This is a genomic window from Rhizorhapis sp. (assembly GCF_035276005.1).
GTDB lineage: Bacteria > Pseudomonadota > Alphaproteobacteria > Sphingomonadales > Sphingomonadaceae > Rhizorhapis.
On the sequence record NZ_DATEMB010000056.1, the window covers coordinates 63,009 to 79,867 of the forward strand.

The window sequence follows — 16,859 nt, forward strand, 5'->3', positions numbered from 1 at the left end:
CCCGGGCCTAAACCTTCATCCGTTCCCGCCGTTCTCCCGCACATGGGTCCGTTTCATCCGGGCCGGGACCAATTTGCACCTCGGGGATATTCATGTTTGCAGGTATCGGCCTTGTCGTCCTTCTCGTCATGGTCTTTGGCGGGTTCATCATCACGGGTGGCGACATTGGACCTGTTCTCCATGCCCTGCCCCATGAAATGATGATTATTGGCGGCGCGGCCGTTGGCGCGCTCATCATCGGCAACAGCGGGGCTGATCTCAAAGCGCTGCTTGGCGGCCTCCAGAAGGTGTTCAAGGGGCCGCAGTACAAGAAGCAGGATTTCCTCGATTGCATCTTCCTGGTTTCGCGGCTCATGAAGACGCTGCGGGTCGAAGGGCCGGTCGCGCTCGAACCGCATATCGAGGATCCGAAGACCTCCGCCATTTTCGCTGAATATCCCCGGCTGATGAAGGATGAGACGCTGATCCACCTCATCTGCGACACGCTGCGCCTGGTGGTCGTGTCCTCCGGCACGCTTGATCCCCATGCGGTCGAGGATGTCATGGACAATGCACTCAAGACCCACCATCACGAAGCCATCCGGCCCGCCGACAATCTGCAGGGTCTTGCCGATGCTCTTCCCGCGCTCGGCATCGTCGCGGCGGTTCTGGGCGTCGTCAAAACCATGGGCTCGATCGACAAGCCGCCGGAGATCCTTGGCGCGATGATCGGATCGGCGCTGGTCGGCACCTTCCTGGGCGTTCTGCTCGCCTACGGTATGGTCAATCCCTTCGCCAACCGCTGCCGGTCAGTCATAGAGGCGGACGGGGCCATCTATCATGTGGTGAAGCAGATCATCATCGCCTCGCTTCATGGCCACCCGCAGCCGCTGGTGATAGAAGCGGCGCGGTCCAGCCTCAATCACGCGAACCAACCGGCCTTCGCCGAGGTCTTCGACGGCATGCGGGGCAAATAGTCCATGGCCCAGCCACCCAAGAAGCGGGGGTCGAACGAGCCGGAGCCCCGGCCGATCATCGTCAAGAAAGTCATTGTTGATGGCCATGGCGGTCATCATGGCGGCGCGTGGAAGGTGGCCTATGCCGACTTCGTGACCGCGATGATGGCGTTCTTCCTGCTCATGTGGTTGCTTGGTGCAACCACCGAGCGGCAAAGAAAGGCGCTTGCCGACTATTTTACGCCCACGCTTGTCGAGATGAAGCTGGAAAGCGCGGGGTCGAACGGAATGTTCGGCGGCGACAGCCTGGTTGCAAAGGATAATTATCCCACCACCGGCGGCAAGGGCAACCGCTCCATCACCATCCCTCGTGACGCCACCGGCGTGAATGACGAGGGAGGCAAGGATATGAGGAGCCGCGACCGGGCCAAGTTCGAGGAGATGAAGAAGGCGCTTGAACAGCGCATGGCCACGGACAAGCAGATGCAGCGGCTGCGCAAGAACATCCGCTTTACCGAAACGCGCGAGGGGTTGCGCATCGACCTGGTGGATGAAGCGGATTTTTCCATGTTCGCGCTTGCCACGGACCGGTTGCTGCCGCAGGCCGTGACCCTGATAGCAGAGGTCGCCAAGGTCCTTCAGGCCATGCCCAATGACGTTATCGTCCGCGGCCACACCGACGCGCTGCCCTATGCCGGCGGACGCACCATGAACAATTGGATGCTCTCGACCGCGCGGGCGGAGGCGACGCGGCGCGCCCTGCACGAAAATGGGGTGTCCCTGGAACGCTTCGCGCGCATTGAAGGTGTCGCGGACCGTGAGCCCTATGCACCGGAAAATATCTATGATCCCCGCAACCGGCGCATGTCGATCACCCTTGCCTGGAGCCGGAGCGAGCCAAGGCGTGAACCCGGCTCGGTCATGATCGGCGAAAAAGGAAAGGAGTTGCTGCGGCGGCCGCCGGGCCGGCACCAGCCGCTGCCCGCAGCCGACAAGTCGGAACTCGGCAGCGCTGCGCTTCCCGAAGGGGCCGAGCTCAAATCGATCCGCTGACCAAAAGACTTTGAATCTCTTTGAGTACTCCCTCCGAGTGCGACACTTTTGAGGAACAATCTGCCAGAGCATGTGTTCAGCCCATGACGTTAGGGATATGTCTTTGGTGGAATCCCTAGCGGGTCGCAGCATGGGGCGGCAGGTAAGGGATAGCCTGACGTCCCCCTTTTTTCCTTCAGCAGCCATTGGGGCGTCGTGCTGTTAATCTGAACCAAGCCCGTTCGGGCTGAACCTGTCGAAGCCCTTTTCTTTATCTTCAGAAGAAGAAATGCCCCCTTCCACGCCGCCTGCGGCGTAGCCCAAGATGGGGGATTTAACGTTCTTCGCTTTAACGGATGATCGCATCGCCCTGCGCGAGCTGGACCACAGCTTCGGCGTCCGCTCCGTCGGGAAGCAGGAAATAAACCCTCTTGCGCCCGAAATCGACGGTGACCCGGTCGAATTGCCGGAGCACATCCATGCCCAGCAGCAGGGCCGGCTGATCCTGCAGGCCCAGTTGCTCGAACGGGCTGGCGTCCATGAACGCAACCGCCAGATTGTTGATATTGAAGCCTCCGATCCGCACATTGCGGATCATATTCCACCCGCCGATGATGGTCTCTCCGGTAACGCTGGTAAGTTCCACCGGACGCAATGCGTCGATTTTCTTTTTCCGGGTCAGTTTCCGCAGCAAGGCTAGATTGCCGATGCTCTGATCCGTGCCGGTATCGAGAATGACATTGATCTTCTCTCCATTGGCCTGCGAGTCCACCAGGATAAGCTGGCCAAAGCGGCTGCGGGCCCGAACGATGATGGCATCGCCTTGGTCCACCTCCACCGGCTCGCTGCTGTGACTGATCTCCATCTTCCGCTTCCGGAAATCGATCATGAGCCTTTTGGATTCGAGGCCATCGAGGCCAAGGAGCCCGGCGGCGCCCAAATTGACCTGGTCGAAAACGGGCGCCTGGACCGAGGGCAGCTCTCCATGGCCGTAGGACAGGCGGGGAATCGTCACGGTGTCGACCTGCGATATGCCGGTCAGGCTGTTCACCCGGACCGGCTCATTGGGGACAAGAGCCAGCTTGGCCGCCAATTCCCGGGAGATCACGGTGCGTTCAGCGCCTGTATCCACCACGAAATCGAACGGTCCCTTACCGTCGATATGAATGGGAAGCGTGATGCGATTGCCCCGGTCCTGGCCGGTGGCAACGGTCATCGGGTTCTGCAGGAGGGGATCGGCTGGAGGCTGAGTGGAGGCTGCTACCGGGACTGCCGGAAGCAACAGGAAAAGCGCCAGCCCCAACGAGCTGGCGAGAAACGACCGTCCCATGGCATTCCTCTCCATTTTTATGGGAGGATATTATCATTTGAGCAGGTGAGCAGCAATCATCGAGCGGGGGAGATGGGATGGGCGGGATGGGTCAGAAGCAGTCATTCCCCTCCCGCTTGCGGGAGGGGTTAGGGGAGGGCATGTCGCTGCGTTCCCCTTACAGGCCCTCCCCCGACCCCTCCCGCAAACGGGAGGGGGCAACCACCGCAAAGCCCCGCAAGCAGCCCATTGCACCGCCCCACCACCGATGATAAAGGGCGCGCCATGATCCAGCCGCCAGAAACCGTCCGTGTAACGAAAAGCCGTGTTGCTTGTGATGGCGCGTCCGACATTCCGGCCGGCGCAGCTTTGGGGCATCCGCGCATCTATCTGGAAATCGACGAAAAAGGCTATGCCGAATGTGGCTATTGCGACCGGCGCTTCGTGCTGATCGGCGGTCCGGCCGATATTTCCGAAGAGAAGGGTGCACAAGCGGCCTGATCCTCCTATATCGGTCGCCATGACCGATACAGCCGCATCCGAAATCCACGACGTCCGCAGCTTCCTTTATCATGAAGGCGCGCTTGACCCGGAGGGTGCCCGGCGCCTGACGCATGAAGCGCTTAAAAATTGCGACGATGGCGAACTCTACCTTCAATATCGCGCCAGCGAAAGTTTCGGCTTCGACGATGGACGCCTGAAGACCGCGGATTACAGCACGGATGCAGGCTTTGGCCTTCGCGGCGTGTCCGGCGAGATGACCGGTTTTTCCCATGCCAATGACATCAGCGAAGCCGCGATCCGGCGCGCGGCGGAAACGCTGACGCTGCTTGATCCGGCGAAGGGACCGGTTGCTGCCTCTCCCAAGCGGACCAACCGTCATCTCTATACTAGCGCCAATCCGCTGGAACTGGTGCCATTCGCCAAAAAGGTGGCGCTTTGCGAGCAGATCAACGCCGCAGCGCGCGCCCGCGATCCCCGCGTGTCTCAGGTTTCGATAAGCCTCGCGGGGAGCTGGAGCGTCATCGACATCATCCGCGCCGATGGCTTTACGGCAAGTGACATAAGGCCGCTCGTGCGCCTCAACGTCTCTGTCATTTTGGAGGAAAATGGCCGGCGCGAAAGCGGCGTTTTCGGCATGGGCGGCCGCTATCTTTATGACGACCTGTTCAAACCGGAAAGCTGGAACCGGGCGATCGATGAAGCCATTGCGCAGGCCGCCGTCAATCTCCGCTCGGTCGCTGCGCCAGCGGGCGAGATGACTGTTCTGCTTGGCCCGGGCTGGCCCGGCGTGCTGCTGCATGAAGCGGTCGGCCATGGTCTTGAGGGCGACTTCAACCGCAAGGGGACCTCCGCCTTTTCCGGCCGCCTTGGCGAACGCGTGGCAGCGCATGGCGTGACCGTGGTTGACGATGGCAGCATCATGGACCGGCGCGGATCGCTCACCATCGATGATGAGGGCACGCCCACGCAGGAGAATGTCCTGATCGAGGACGGCATTCTCAAAGGCTATATGCAGGATCGCCTGAATGCGCGTCTGATGGGCGTGACGCCCACCGGCAATGGACGGCGCGAAAGCTATGCCCATGCCCCCATGCCGCGCATGACCAACACCTTCATGCGCGGCGGCAATGACGATCCCGCCGAGCTGCTGAGCCGCGTCACGAAGGGCATCTATGCCAAGAGCTTTGGGGGTGGCCAGGTGGACATCGTTTCCGGGAAGTTCGTCTTCTCCTGCACGGAGGCCTACAGGGTCGAGAATGGCAAGATCGGCGATCCCATCAAGGGCGCGACGCTGATCGGCGATGGACCCACAGCGCTGACGAAGGTCATCGGCATCGGCAATGACATGGCGCTCGATGAAGGCATTGGCGTTTGCGGCAAGGGCGGACAGTCGGTGCCTGCAGGCGTCGGCCAGCCGACATTGCTGCTCGAAGGACTGACGGTGGGCGGCACGGCGGCTTGATGGTGTAGGCCAATGGCCGAGTTCGCCGATGCGCTTACGGCAGATCATTGTGCCTTCATAGAACGGCAGCCCATGTTCTTCGTGGCGACAGCCGCGCAAGGCTCAAGAATAAACCTGTCGCCCAAAGGCTATGACAGCTTCCGTATTCTTGGGCCGGACCGAGTGGCGTATCTGGACCTCGGAGGTTCGGGCAATGAGACCCAGGCACATCTGACTGCGGACGGGCGGATTACGCTTATGTTCTGCGCCTTCGACCGGCCGCCTTTGATCCTGCGCATCTATGGTCAAGGTAAGGCGGTTCTGCCGCAGGATTCCGTTTTTGCAGAACTATATAGCCAATTTCCCAGCTTGCCCGGCGTGCGGCAAGTCTTCGACATCGCGGTCCAGAGCGTTCAAACGAGCTGCGGCTGGGGCGTGCCGGAGATGGCACTCAAGGGAGAGCGCGACACTCTCGCGAAATATCATGCGCAGCAAGATCCGCAGGAGCGCCTGGCAAAAATCAGCAGCAGGACCCGCAGCATAGATGGCTTACCTCTTCGCGTTCAGTCCACCATTCCCGCTGGGCAGTGGCCCACGGAGGACGCCTAAATTTTAGGCAGTATCGCCAACCTGCACAAAATTTCGGCTCCCGTTCCGAGCCTCTGGAACCCGAAGCCCGCCTCAACGCTTGTTTAGGCAGTCTGGCACGGCTTTTGCTCATCCTTGAAGCGCACACCAGAATAGGGGGCGAAATGAAACTAGTCATAGCGATCATTAAGCCGTTCAAGCTGGACGATGTCCGCGAGGCTTTGTCCTCCATCGGCGTCGCCGGCATGACGGTCAGCGAAGTCAAGGGCTTTGGCCGCCAGAAGGGTCAGACAGAGATCTATCGCGGCGCCGAGTACAGCACCAACATGGTTCCCAAGATCAAGATCGAGGTCGTCTGTGACGACGATCTCGCGCCTCGCGTTGTCGAAGCCACGCAGCAGGCCGCCAACAGCGGCGCCATCGGCGACGGCAAGATCTTTGTCCTGGATGTCGGTCAAGCCGTGCGTATCCGCACCGGCGAAACCGGCGAAACCGCGCTTTAAGAAAAAGGGGCAAAAATGAACATTTCCAAGAAGATCCTCGGCGGGATCGGTGCGCTCGGCGCATCCATGATCACCGCCGCGCCCGTCTGGGCGCAGGATGGGCCGATCAAGGCTCCCACGGCCGAGCAGATGGCAGGCATGGTCGACAAGGGCGACGTTGCCTGGATGCTCATCTCTTCCGCGCTGGTGCTGATGATGTCGGTGCCCGCGCTTGCACTCTTCTATGGCGGCCTCGTCCGTACGAAGAACATGCTGAGCCTGCTGATGCAGGTTTTCATGATCGTTTCGGTCGCTGCCCTCGTCTGGTGCGGCTGGGGCTACAGCCTTGCCTTTACAAGCAACAACGCGTTCATCGGCGGCCTTTCGAAAGCGTTCCTCGCGGGCGTATCGGGCTCGACCTATGCAGCTACCTTCTCCAACAATGTGTATCTGCCTGAGCTCGTTTTCGTGATGTTCCAGATGACCTTCGCCTGCATCACGCCGGCGCTGATCGTCGGCGCCTTTGCGGAACGGGTGAAGTTCACCGGGCTCATGGTGTTCGTCGTCCTCTGGCTCACCGTCATCTATTTCCCGATCGCGCACATGGTCTGGTACTGGGCGGGCCCTGACTTCCTGCCTGATGCGCCGACCGATTATGGCTATCTCTGGGGCATGGGCGCACTCGACTTCGCGGGCGGCACCGTTGTTCACATCAATGCAGGCATTGCCGGTCTTGTCGGCTGCCTCATGATCGGAAAGCGCGTCGGCTATCCGAAGGAACCCATGCCGCCGCACTCTCTGACCATGACCATGATCGGCGCGTCGCTGCTGTGGGTCGGCTGGTTCGGCTTCAACGCCGGTTCCAACCTTGAAGCCAATGGCGTCACCGCAGTGGCCTTCATCAACACCATGGTCGCCACCGCCGCCGCGGCTGTGAGCTGGGCACTGGTCGAACAGTTCCACCATGGCAAGCCCTCCCTGCTGGGTGCCGCCACTGGTGCGGTCGCGGGCCTTGTCGCCATCACCCCGGCGTCGGGCTTTGCCGCTCCGATGACCTCGATCGTCCTTGGCCTTGCCGTGTCGCCGATCTGCTACCTCTTCGTCGCGTTTGTGAAGAAGAAGTTCGGCTATGACGACAGCCTCGACGTGTTCGGCGTGCACTGCATCGGCGGCATCGTTGGCGCGATCGCCACCGGCATCGTGGCTGATCCGGCGCTGGGTGGTCAGGGCTTCTTCGACTACACCGTCTTTCCGGCGGGCGTCGGCACCTATGACATGGGCGCGCAGATCGTCACGCAGATCAAGGCGGTTGTCATCACCCTGCTCTGGTCGGGCATCGGCTCCGCCGTCCTCTATTTCATCATCGACAAGACCCTGGGTCTGCGTCCGACGGTGGAAGAAGAGCTGCAGGGCCTGGACCTCTCCAGCCACGGCGAACGCGCCTACAATTATTAAGTTTGGGAAAGCGGGCCGCCATGGCGGCCTGCTCACCACAAGATGTTCATCCTGCGAACATCCTGGGCCGGCGCAAAACGCCGGCCTTTTTTTGCGTGGGCTTCCCTGCGGAGGGCATTTCTTCTTCCGAAGAAAAGAAAAGCCGCTTCGACAGGTACAGGGCGATCGGGGAATTGCAGCGATCCCGCTTGCCAAGGGAATTGGCTGCAATGAAAAATCCCTTCCCCGGCGGGGAAGGGATTTCTCTTTCATCTTGAGGCGGTGCTTATTGCTGACCCTGAGCTGTCTCGTCCTGCTCCTTGGCTTCCTTCTTGATCTCGCCCTTGCCCATGGCGGAAACCAGGGCGCTGCCGGAGCCGGTGAAGTTGGCGGCGGGCAGTTCGGCCACATGATTGCCGCTTTCGACGATCACCGTCTGCACCACGCCTTCACCGGTGGCCCGCACGGACTGTACGGTGCCCACAGAACGTCCCTTGGCGTCTTCGATCATCATTCCGGGGCTGATCGCGAACATGCCGCTTGCGTCTGCCGCGCCCGATCCGGCGGCGGCGAGCTGGCCAAGATTGCCGAAGGCCATGGCCTGGCCATTGCCTGCCGCATTGCCGCTGGCGCTACCGGCGGCACCTCCGGCCCCGCTTGCAGTGCTGGTCGCGCCGGACACTGCGCCACTGGCCGCTCCGCGCGCCGTGCCAGCCACGCCGCCAACGGCGCTGCCGACTGCATCGGTGCCGATCAACTGGGCCGATCCGCCCGCACTGCCCGAACCCTGCGCGCCGCCACTGGCAGAGCCGCCAAGGGTGCTGCCCACGACATCGGTCGAGCCGAGGGCCGAACCCTGGGCCTTGCCGGAGCCTTGCGCCTTGGCAGAGGCGCGGCCGGAACGGGTGTCAATCGACTTGTCGGCGCCCAGCGCACCGTCACCGGTCACGCTGCCGACGGTGCTGCCGCCAATCCGGCCGCTGCCGCCGCCCAGCGTGCCGCCGAGCGTCCCGCCAAGCGAGCCGCCCAGACCGCCGCCAAGCATGCCGCCGCCACCGCCGCCCAGTAGCTGTGCTGACGCGGGCGTCACGCTTATCGCCATCGCGAGGGCTGCCGTGCTGATCAGGATCTTTTTCATCTCTCGTCTCCTCTTCAATCCAAGAGCGGTTCAAAGCTGTGCTCTTGTGATGGGAACGGGAGGGCAGGCGGGTTTAATCCCGCGGGGCGAAATTTTTTTGAGCGGGCTTCCGCGTGGTTGCAGATCGAAGTGCAATTTCCGCAGTTTATCCGTAGATGTTTGCAACTCCCAAAGCAGTTTCGGGGGTGCACTTTCCTGTCCCGCTGCTATGGTCCGGCGCATCGCGAAACCGGGGGATCCACTCCATGTCCGATGCTGAAGCCGCCCTGTTGCTGGCCCGCGCCCAGTTCGCCTTTACCATCAGCTTCCATTTCATCTTTCCGGCCTTCTCCATCGGCCTTGCCAGCTATCTCATGGTGCTGGAGGCGCTTTGGCTGAAGACCGGGAGGGGCGTCTACGCCAATCTGTTCCGCTACTGGCTGAAGATCTTCGCGATCGCCTTCGGCATGGGCGTGGTGTCGGGAATTGTGATGTCCTATCAATTCGGCACCAACTGGTCGGTCTTCTCGGACAAGGCAGGGCCAGTGGTCGGGCCGCTGATGGCTTATGAGGTGCTGACGGCCTTCTTTCTTGAGGCGGGTTTTCTTGGCGTCATGCTCTTTGGCATCGGTAAGGTGGGGAAGGGCCTGCACTTCTTCGCTACCTGCGCCGTTGCCATAGGGACCTTCATCTCCGCCTTCTGGATCCTGTCGGTGAACAGTTGGATGCAGACCCCGACGGGCCATGCCATCAATGCCGCAGGCCAGTTCGTTCCTGCCGGAAGCTGGCTCGAGATCATTTTCAATCCCAGCTTTCCCTACCGGCTGGTCCACACGGTCATTGCCGCCTATCTCACCACCGCCCTTGCCGTGGGAGCCGTCGGCGCCTGGCACCTGCTGCGCGACCGCACCAATCCGGGTGCTCGCAAGAACTTCTCCATGGCCATGTGGATGGCCGCGCTGGTCGCGCCGGTCCAGATATTTGCAGGCGACCTGCACGGCCTCAACACGCTGGAGCATCAGCCAGTGAAGATCATGGCGATGGAGGGCCATTATGACAGCCATCCCCATGGCGCTCCCCTGATCCTGGTCGGCCTGCCCAACAGTGCGGAAAAGCGTGTGGACTATGCGGTGGAGATTCCGAAGGGGTCGTCGCTGATCCTGAAACATGATCCCGACGCGCCGCTTGCCGGACTGGACAGCGTGCCAGACGACAGGGAGCCGCCAGTGCCGATCATCTTCTGGTCCTTCCGCATCATGGTGGGGCTGGGCTTTGCCATGTTGGGCCTTGGCCTGTGGAGCCTGGTGGCGCGCTTTCGCGGCAAGCTCTACGACTGGCCCTGGCTGCACCGCGTCGCGGTCCTTCTCGGCCCCTCCGGCTTTGTCGCGGTCATTGCCGGCTGGGTCACGACCGAAGTGGGGCGGCAGCCATGGACCATATATGGGCTGCTTCGCACAAGCGAGTCCGTGTCGCCCATCGCCGCGCCTGCCGTCGGCGGATCGCTGCTGGCCTTTGTCGTCGTCTATTTCGCCGTCTTCGCGGCAGGCACGTGGTATATTCTAAGGTTGATGGCCAAGCCGCCCCAGCCGCACGAGACTGTGCCGGACGAACGACCCGAAAGGGCCGCCGGCATTACGCCTGCAGCCGGCATGCAGGGAGGAGGCCACTGATGGACATCAATCCCGATCTCACCATCATCTGGGCGGCCATCATTGCCTTTGCCGTGGCTGCCTATGTCGTCATGGACGGCTTCGACCTTGGCATAGGGATCCTCTTCCCGCGTCTGAAGCCCGGACAGGAGCGCGACACCGCCATGAACAGCATCGCGCCCGTATGGGATGGCAATGAGACGTGGCTGGTGCTGGGGGGAGGCGGCCTGATGGCGGCATTCCCGCTTGCCTATGCTATAGTCCTCCCGGCCCTTTACGCGCCGCTCATCGCCATGCTGCTGGGCCTCATTTTCCGGGGCGTGGCTTTCGAGTTCCGCTGGCGTGACCCGGCGCATCGTCCCTTCTGGGATTTTGCTTTCTTTGCGGGTTCGCTCACGGCTACCCTGGCGCAGGGCATTACGCTTGGCGCGCTGCTGCAGGGCATTACGGTAAAGGGGCGCGCTTATGGCGGCGGATGGTGGGAGTGGCTCAGCCCCTTCAGCCTGCTGACCGGGATCAGCCTTGTCATCGGCTATGCCCTGCTTGGCGCCTGCTGGCTCATCTGGAAGAGCGAAGGCGAGCTTCAGGCGCTCGCCCGGCGCCATGCGCGGCCCCTGGGGCTGGCGCTCGTGGCGGCGATCCTGGCGGTCAGCGCCTATACGCCCTTTCTTGAGGAAAAATATCACCGCGCCTGGTTCGCCTGGCCGGGCGTGCTCGCCGCGGCGCAGATGCCGCTTCTCGTCGCCCTCACGGCCTTTCTCCTTTGGCGGAGCATAGGGCGGCGGCGCGATTATCTCCCCTTCCTGCTGACGCTCATTCTGTTCGGGCTGTCTATGCTCGGTCTTGCCATTTCGATCTGGCCGGATGTCATTCCCGGACGCGTCACCATCTGGCAAGCCGCCGCGCCCGAGCAGAGCCAGCTCTTCATGCTGGTGGGGGCAGGGGGCCTTGTCCCCATCATCCTCGCCTATACGGGCTGGGCCTATTGGGTGTTCCGGGGGAAGGTTGGAGCGGAAGGATATCATTGATGCGATCCGGCACCCAAAAGCCCGCCGCGCCCCTTTGGAAACGCCTGCTATGGTTCGCCGCCATCTGGGCGGGCAGCGTCACGGCACTTGGCCTGGTCGCCGCCATCATTCGAACTGTCCTTCACCCCTAAGGCCGCTTGAATTTGCCGAAGAAGCGCTATAGAGGCAGTCACCCGCACCAAGTGCGGCCCCTTCGTCTAGCGGTCAGGACGCGGCCCTCTCACGGCTGAAACACGGGTTCGATTCCCGTAGGGGTCACCAGATTTTCTGAAGCTCGAAAGCGGCCATACGTTCACAGGACTGCTGATGGCGGGATCTGCACGTTCGTCCTGCTGCCGCGGCCGTCAATATTGGGCGACCGGACTGGCGCAATGGCGCCGGGAAGCCGGGGTGGGCGATGCCCACCCCAGTTGTCTTACAGACCGTCGAGGCCCTTGCTGACCAAGACATTTACCGCAACACGGCGGTTCTGTGACTTGCCGTCGACAGTGTCATTGCTCGCCAACGGGTCCGCTTCGGACATGCCGGTGGGCGTAAGCATGCGATATGGTTTCCATCCGCAGGCCTGCTGAAGGTAATTGACGACGCTGCCGGCCCGCTTTTCGCTAAGCTCCTGGTTGAATTCAGAGCTTCCTGTAGAATCGGTGTAACCTACGACAAGCAGCAGCGCGTTATCCATTCCCTCGGCTGCGGTCGCCGTGGCGCAGAGATCGTTTTTCGCCTGGTCAGACAGCACCGCCTTGCCAGTGTCGAAGTTCACGTTGGTTGTGCTTTTGACATTATACTGATCGATATCGCCCATGCGGCCGCGTAGCGCCTCGGTTGCCGCAGTCTGCTCGGCAAAGCGCTGGTCAGTGCCGCTACGGATCATTGATGCGGTCTTCAGATCCTTGTTCTTAAGATTGATCTGGCTCGCCACCAGGCCATCGCCCGATTGCAATGTCTTGATGGTAACTGGCAGGCCGTTGAGCAGCGATTCTGCGGCGAGCTTGCTGCGATTGAGACCCAAAAACCCCCCGCTCGCCTTGATCCGGGTGGCATCATTGATGGCGATAACTGTGTTATTGCCGTCGGCGGTCGTGACTTGCACCTTGTCGCCACTGCGCGCAGAGATGATGCCGTCGACCTCAGGCCCTTCCGTCATCTCAGCCGCTTCAGGCGAAGGCGAGCTGTAGGTTGCCGAGAGGTCGGCCTCTGGCGGGTCCTGCGGCTGCTGTGCAGCCAAGCTGACCGACGCTAATCCGGTAAGCATGGGAAACAGTAAGAGAACTCTTGAATTTTTGGAAATGACACTCATTGCGGTACTCCTTCAAACTCGACCAGTCGGGCCTGCGTGATCGCAGCTTCTCGTCCGACCGCCGCCCCGTGATGGCGTAACCGGCTGTCAGAACCCCCTCCATGTAGCTTCGTTAAGATGCGCGGCATTTAGCTGCACCCGAACGCTATGGATATCCTGCGTGTTCAGGCCAACCTTGCGGGGAGATGAACACTCCGGGCAACTTCGGCAATTGTGCGGATAATTCGAGTGCATCGTGCGGCGAACCGATGCAGACTGCCAAGCAGCAACTGGCTGCGCTTTGTTGCGGCAGGCCGAGCCTATTGCCTCCGTAAATCATAATCGATCCGAATCCGCACCCATTCGCCGATCTTCAGCCGCCCACCAATCTGTGGCGGGCGTACGCGGAATTGCCACGCGGCGGCTAGAACTGCGTGAGCGATGTTCGATCCCGCCGGATACTCGTCGACCGTCACACAATCCTCCACGCGATAATCCGGCACGGTGCGGCATGCGATCAGACCCCACCCCGGTCCCCGCGCAGTAGACAGGTACCCGCGCAGCTCGTCATCATAGGGCTCGCGATACCAGGAGGCGGCATAGAGCGGCTCGCCATGCGGTCCCTGCCCAGGCACGCGCTGCGTGTCGCCCGGTGTGCCGGTATCGGGCGGACCTGCCGTCGGCTGACGGGCCACAGAAGGCAGGGCCGGGCGTGGGCTTATGACGGCGATGTCGGCGGCAGCCATCTGCTCGCGTGAAAGCTCAATCCACGGAGGGTCTGTTGGCGCGGGCCGTGGTTCGACGGGCTGATGGGGCTCTGGTTCCGGCTGGGGTCGTTGCTCCACGGCGGGCGCGTCCTGCACCTTGGTTTCGGACGGGTCCGCAGTCTGCTCCGAATCCGGCCTTGCGTCCAAATTGAATACCGCTACGGCGGCCTCTTCCTGGGGCTTGATCGACGGCGCCAATGTGAGCAAGAGAAGGGCCAGCAGCCCCTCCAGCAACAGCGTCAGGATAATCCCTGCCGCTCGTGGTCCGAATTCTGCGCGAATGCGCTCTGGCCAGGAAGAAAAAACTGAACGGATCGGCCGGGACAACGAACCTCGCCTCGATGGTGGGGTGAAGGTTAAGCCGCCCACAGCGCAGCGGTGCTTGCCATAGGGCGGCACGGAGTCCAAATCAAGGTCGCCACCAGCAATGCAATTACGCGTCCGACCGCTCTTGAGATGGGATGAATGGGCCACGAAGTGCCGCGGCGCTCTGGCAAGCAGCCTCTGCGCATTGCAAATATTTGACTATGGTCATATCGGGAAAGCGACATGTTACCTGCCCGCACCTACAGCGTCACGATCAACCATGAATGGCAGACGCTTTACGAGAAGATTTGGCGACCGGAATTTTTCCCGAAATGGGCTTCCGGACTGGCAGAGTCCGACCTTCGAAACGATGGTGATCATTGGCTTGCAGATGGTCCTGACGGCCCCGTCCGCATCCGCTTTACGCCCCATAATCTGTATGGGGTAATGGATCATTATGTGGATATTGGGGAGGGTACGGAGATCTACGTGCCGCTGCGCGTTCTGCAGAATGGAAGCGGCGCTGAGGTTATGCTGACGCTGTTCCGTCAGCCCTCCATGGACGATGAACGGTTCGCATCCGACATCAAGTGGGTCAACCGGGATCTCAAAGCTCTGAAGAACTTGATCGAGGGGTAAGCGACGGGGCAAGCCGCGAAAGCGCTTGTCCGGCCTGAATCAAATATCGGGAGCGCGGACCGGCGGCGGTTTTCTCGTGTCGACAGTTCGAAAACCGATATGCGAGGCCGTCAGGCTCTCGTCCTGCGCATGCCGGGCAGGGGGAGCAAGCGGCATCCCTGATAAAAGCCGCGCGGAACCGAGCGGTCGAAAGACCGTGGAAGGGGGACCCCGTCTTGGTGCTGTCCAAGCTGCATTGGTTCATACCACGGCGAAAAGCGTCGGTTTCCATATGCCGCAGAACTGACTCGCTATGCGTAGCGCTGAAGCATGCAAGGCCGGAGAGACCGAACAGCGCATCCATTTTGGCGGCCGTCATCGCGGATTTTGGAAGCTGACGTCTCTTCCTCCGTCTGCAGGTGACGCTATCATGGGCGTGCGGGATGAGGAGTCGGACATGGCTGCGGACAGGATCGAGGGAAAGTGTCTATGTGGCGCGGTTACGGTGCGAATGACGCCGCCCCAGCCTCATGTTGAGGCTTGTCATTGCGGCATGTGCCGCCGATGGGGCGGCGGGCCGTTTCTTTCGCTCAAGATGGTGACCAATCCCCAGATGGAGGGCAGCGACTACATCGCCCGCTATCCCTCGTCCGATTGGGCTGAACGGGGCTTTTGCAAGAAGTGCGGCACGCATATCTTCTACTATTACAAGCCGGCAGCCAGCTATTCCTTCACCGCAGGCCTGTTCGACAGCGCCGGCGGCTTCCAATTCGCCGAGGAAATTTTCATCGACGATAAGCCGGACTATTATGACTTCGCGGGCCAGCGCGAAAGGCTCACCGGGCAGGAGGTGATGGCAAAGTTCGGGGTAGGTGGCAGCGACGAGGCCGGCTGAGAGCCTTTATCGCCGGAAATGATTATCGACGTGCGCTGTGGCGGCTCATTGGGTAGAAATAAAAGCGGTAGCCATTGAGACGCAAAACGGTTGGCATGACTCCCCCAATTCGGTGGACAACCGGTATTGAGCGCTGGACAGGCCCCACCCCAACGCCCCTGAAGTGGAGGCGTTTTTTAGCTCACTCCACCGCTGGCAGATATATTTCCCCACCCTTATCCTTGAAGACTTCGCTCATCTCCTTCATCCCGGCCTCAGCCTCATCTGCGGCCAGAAAGTTCTCGGCTCCCTGATTCTGCTTTGCCGCGAAGTCCCGCACTTCCTGGGTGATCTTCATCGAGCAGAATTTCGGTCCGCACATGCTGCAGAAATGCGCCGTCTTTGCGCCTTCGGCTGGCAGGGTCTGGTCGTGATACTGCTCGGCCGTATCGGGATCGAGCGACAGGTTGAACTGGTCCCGCCAGCGGAATTCAAAGCGGGCTTTGCTGAGTGCGTCATCGCGGACTTTGGCGGCCGGGTGGCCCTTGGCGAGGTCGGCGGCGTGGGCGGCCAGCTTGTAGGTGACGACGCCGACCTTCACATCGTCGCGGTCGGGGAGGCCGAGATGCTCCTTGGGCGTCACATAGCAAAGCATCGCGGTGCCGTACCAGCCGATCATGGCGGCGCCGATGCCTGAGGTGATATGGTCATAGCCCGGCGCAATATCGGTGGTGAGTGGCCCAAGCGTGTAGAAGGGGGCTTCACCGCAGGCGGCGAGCTGCTTGTCCATATTTTCCTTGATCTTGTGCATCGGCACATGGCCGGGGCCTTCGATCATCACCTGTACATCCTGTTCCCAGGCGCGTTTCGTCAGTTCGCCCAGCGTGTAAAGCTCGCTGAACTGCGCTTCATCATTGGCGTCGGCAATCGATCCGGGGCGCAGTCCGTCGCCCAGCGAATAGGCGATGTCATAGGCCTTCATGATCTCCGTGATCTCGTCGAAATGCTCGTAGAGGAAGCTTTCCTTGTGGTGGGCGAGGCACCATTTCGCCATGATCGAGCCGCCCCGGCTGACAATGCCGGTCACGCGCTTGGCGGTCATCGGGATATAGGGCAGGCGTACGCCCGCATGGATGGTGAAATAGTCGACGCCCTGTTCGGCCTGCTCGATCAGCGTGTCCCGGAAGATTTCCCATGTGAGGTCCTCGGCAATGCCGCCCACCTTTTCCAGCGCCTGATAAATGGGCACGGTGCCGATGGGCACGGGGCTGTTGCGGAGGATCCATTCGCGCGTGTCGTGAATATTGCGGCCGGTGGAGAGGTCCATGACGGTGTCCGCGCCCCAGCGGATCGACCAGACCATTTTTTCCACTTCCTCGGCAACCGAAGAGGCGACGGCGCTGTTGCCGATATTGGCGTTGATCTTGACCAGGAAATTGCGGCCGATCGCCATCGGCTCGGATTCGGGGTGGTTGATGTTGCTGGGAATGATGGCGCGG

Annotated in this window: 18 protein-coding genes and 1 tRNA gene; 14 read left to right on the forward strand and 5 right to left on the reverse strand. The window is 61.3% G+C overall.

The genetic code is table 11. From position 1 onward, the window contains the following. Nucleotides 1-92 precede the first annotated feature (92 nt). Both motA and VJS46_RS12260 read left to right on the forward strand, forming a co-directional pair. Nucleotides 93-956, forward strand: coding sequence for a flagellar motor stator protein MotA (gene motA, locus VJS46_RS12255; protein ID WP_324060341.1), 864 nt, complete (start codon nucleotides 93-95; stop codon nucleotides 954-956). A gap of 3 nt (nucleotides 957-959) precedes the next feature. Continuing rightward, on the forward strand, nucleotides 960-1,988 hold the full coding sequence (locus tag VJS46_RS12260; protein ID WP_324060342.1) for a flagellar motor protein MotB: 1,029 nt from the start codon (nucleotides 960-962) through the stop codon (nucleotides 1,986-1,988). 328 nt (nucleotides 1,989-2,316) lie between these two features. Here VJS46_RS12260 and VJS46_RS12265 read toward each other — a convergent pair whose 3' ends face one another. Then, nucleotides 2,317-3,297, reverse strand: coding sequence for a retroviral-like aspartic protease family protein (locus tag VJS46_RS12265; RefSeq protein ID WP_324060343.1), 981 nt, complete (start codon nucleotides 3,295-3,297; stop codon nucleotides 2,317-2,319). 264 nt (nucleotides 3,298-3,561) lie between these two features. Between VJS46_RS12265 and VJS46_RS12270 the strand changes: the two genes are divergently transcribed. The 6 genes from VJS46_RS12270 (at nucleotide 3,562) to VJS46_RS12295 (ending at nucleotide 8,003) form a co-directional block, all read left to right on the forward strand. Continuing rightward, entirely contained in the window at nucleotides 3,562-3,777 is a 216-nt protein-coding gene (locus VJS46_RS12270) for a zinc-finger domain-containing protein (RefSeq protein ID WP_324060344.1), read from the forward strand. A gap of 19 nt (nucleotides 3,778-3,796) precedes the next feature. After that, entirely contained in the window at nucleotides 3,797-5,242 is a 1,446-nt protein-coding gene (tldD, locus tag VJS46_RS12275; RefSeq protein ID WP_324060345.1) for a metalloprotease TldD, read from the forward strand. A 12-nt stretch (nucleotides 5,243-5,254) separates the two neighbouring features. Beyond that, nucleotides 5,255-5,830 carry a pyridoxamine 5'-phosphate oxidase family protein gene (locus tag VJS46_RS12280; protein ID WP_324060346.1) on the forward strand — a complete coding sequence of 192 codons (576 nt, stop codon included), beginning with the start codon at nucleotides 5,255-5,257 and terminating at the stop codon, nucleotides 5,828-5,830. A 143-nt stretch (nucleotides 5,831-5,973) separates the two neighbouring features. After that, nucleotides 5,974-6,312, forward strand: a complete 339-nt coding sequence (locus VJS46_RS12285) for a P-II family nitrogen regulator (RefSeq protein ID WP_184476515.1) — start codon at nucleotides 5,974-5,976, stop codon at nucleotides 6,310-6,312. A gap of 15 nt (nucleotides 6,313-6,327) precedes the next feature. Beyond that, entirely contained in the window at nucleotides 6,328-7,746 is a 1,419-nt protein-coding gene (locus VJS46_RS12290) for an ammonium transporter (RefSeq protein WP_324060347.1), read from the forward strand. Between the two features lie 20 nt (nucleotides 7,747-7,766). Further along, nucleotides 7,767-8,003, forward strand: coding sequence for a hypothetical protein (locus tag VJS46_RS12295; protein WP_324060348.1), 237 nt, complete (start codon nucleotides 7,767-7,769; stop codon nucleotides 8,001-8,003). Nucleotides 8,004-8,011: 8 nt separating this feature from the next. On the opposite strand, the gene VJS46_RS12300 is transcribed toward VJS46_RS12295, so the two are convergent. Next, entirely contained in the window at nucleotides 8,012-8,863 is an 852-nt protein-coding gene (locus VJS46_RS12300) for a hypothetical protein (RefSeq protein ID WP_324060349.1), read from the reverse strand. 245 nt (nucleotides 8,864-9,108) lie between these two features. Here VJS46_RS12300 and VJS46_RS12305 point away from each other — a divergent pair, with 245 nt between their 5' ends. From VJS46_RS12305 to VJS46_RS12320, 4 genes are all read left to right on the forward strand, one after another. Then, nucleotides 9,109-10,512 carry a cytochrome ubiquinol oxidase subunit I gene (locus tag VJS46_RS12305; RefSeq protein WP_324060350.1) on the forward strand — a complete coding sequence of 468 codons (1,404 nt, stop codon included), beginning with the start codon at nucleotides 9,109-9,111 and terminating at the stop codon, nucleotides 10,510-10,512. Further along, nucleotides 10,512-11,519, forward strand: coding sequence for a cytochrome d ubiquinol oxidase subunit II (gene cydB / locus VJS46_RS12310; RefSeq protein WP_324060351.1), 1,008 nt, complete (start codon nucleotides 10,512-10,514; stop codon nucleotides 11,517-11,519). Before VJS46_RS12305 ends, cydB begins: the two co-directional genes overlap by 1 nt. Beyond that, nucleotides 11,519-11,650 carry a DUF2474 domain-containing protein gene (locus VJS46_RS12315; RefSeq protein ID WP_324060352.1) on the forward strand — a complete coding sequence of 44 codons (132 nt, stop codon included), beginning with the start codon at nucleotides 11,519-11,521 and terminating at the stop codon, nucleotides 11,648-11,650. Before cydB ends, VJS46_RS12315 begins: the two co-directional genes overlap by 1 nt. A gap of 55 nt (nucleotides 11,651-11,705) precedes the next feature. Further along, nucleotides 11,706-11,780 (forward strand) — tRNA-Glu (locus tag VJS46_RS12320). A gap of 154 nt (nucleotides 11,781-11,934) precedes the next feature. Here the strand turns inward: VJS46_RS12320 and VJS46_RS12325 are convergent. Continuing rightward, nucleotides 11,935-12,816 (reverse strand): OmpA family protein, encoded by an 882-nt coding sequence (locus tag VJS46_RS12325; RefSeq protein WP_324060353.1) that lies wholly within the window; start codon nucleotides 12,814-12,816, stop codon nucleotides 11,935-11,937. A gap of 299 nt (nucleotides 12,817-13,115) precedes the next feature. Continuing rightward, a complete protein-coding gene (locus VJS46_RS12330; RefSeq protein ID WP_324060354.1) occupies nucleotides 13,116-13,889 on the reverse strand; it encodes a hypothetical protein in 774 nt (257 codons plus the stop codon). A gap of 222 nt (nucleotides 13,890-14,111) precedes the next feature. On the opposite strand from VJS46_RS12330, the gene VJS46_RS12335 reads away from it, so the two are divergent. Both VJS46_RS12335 and VJS46_RS12340 read left to right on the forward strand, forming a co-directional pair. Continuing rightward, on the forward strand, nucleotides 14,112-14,507 hold the full coding sequence (locus VJS46_RS12335) for a polyketide cyclase (RefSeq protein WP_324060355.1): 396 nt from the start codon (nucleotides 14,112-14,114) through the stop codon (nucleotides 14,505-14,507). Nucleotides 14,508-14,799: 292 nt separating this feature from the next. Next, nucleotides 14,800-15,381 (forward strand): GFA family protein, encoded by a 582-nt coding sequence (locus VJS46_RS12340; RefSeq protein WP_324060356.1) that lies wholly within the window; start codon nucleotides 14,800-14,802, stop codon nucleotides 15,379-15,381. Nucleotides 15,382-15,562: 181 nt separating this feature from the next. On the opposite strand, the gene thiC is transcribed toward VJS46_RS12340, so the two are convergent. After that, a partial coding sequence (thiC, locus tag VJS46_RS12345; RefSeq protein WP_324060357.1) for a phosphomethylpyrimidine synthase ThiC occupies nucleotides 15,563-16,859 on the reverse strand: 1,297 nt, incomplete at its 5' end.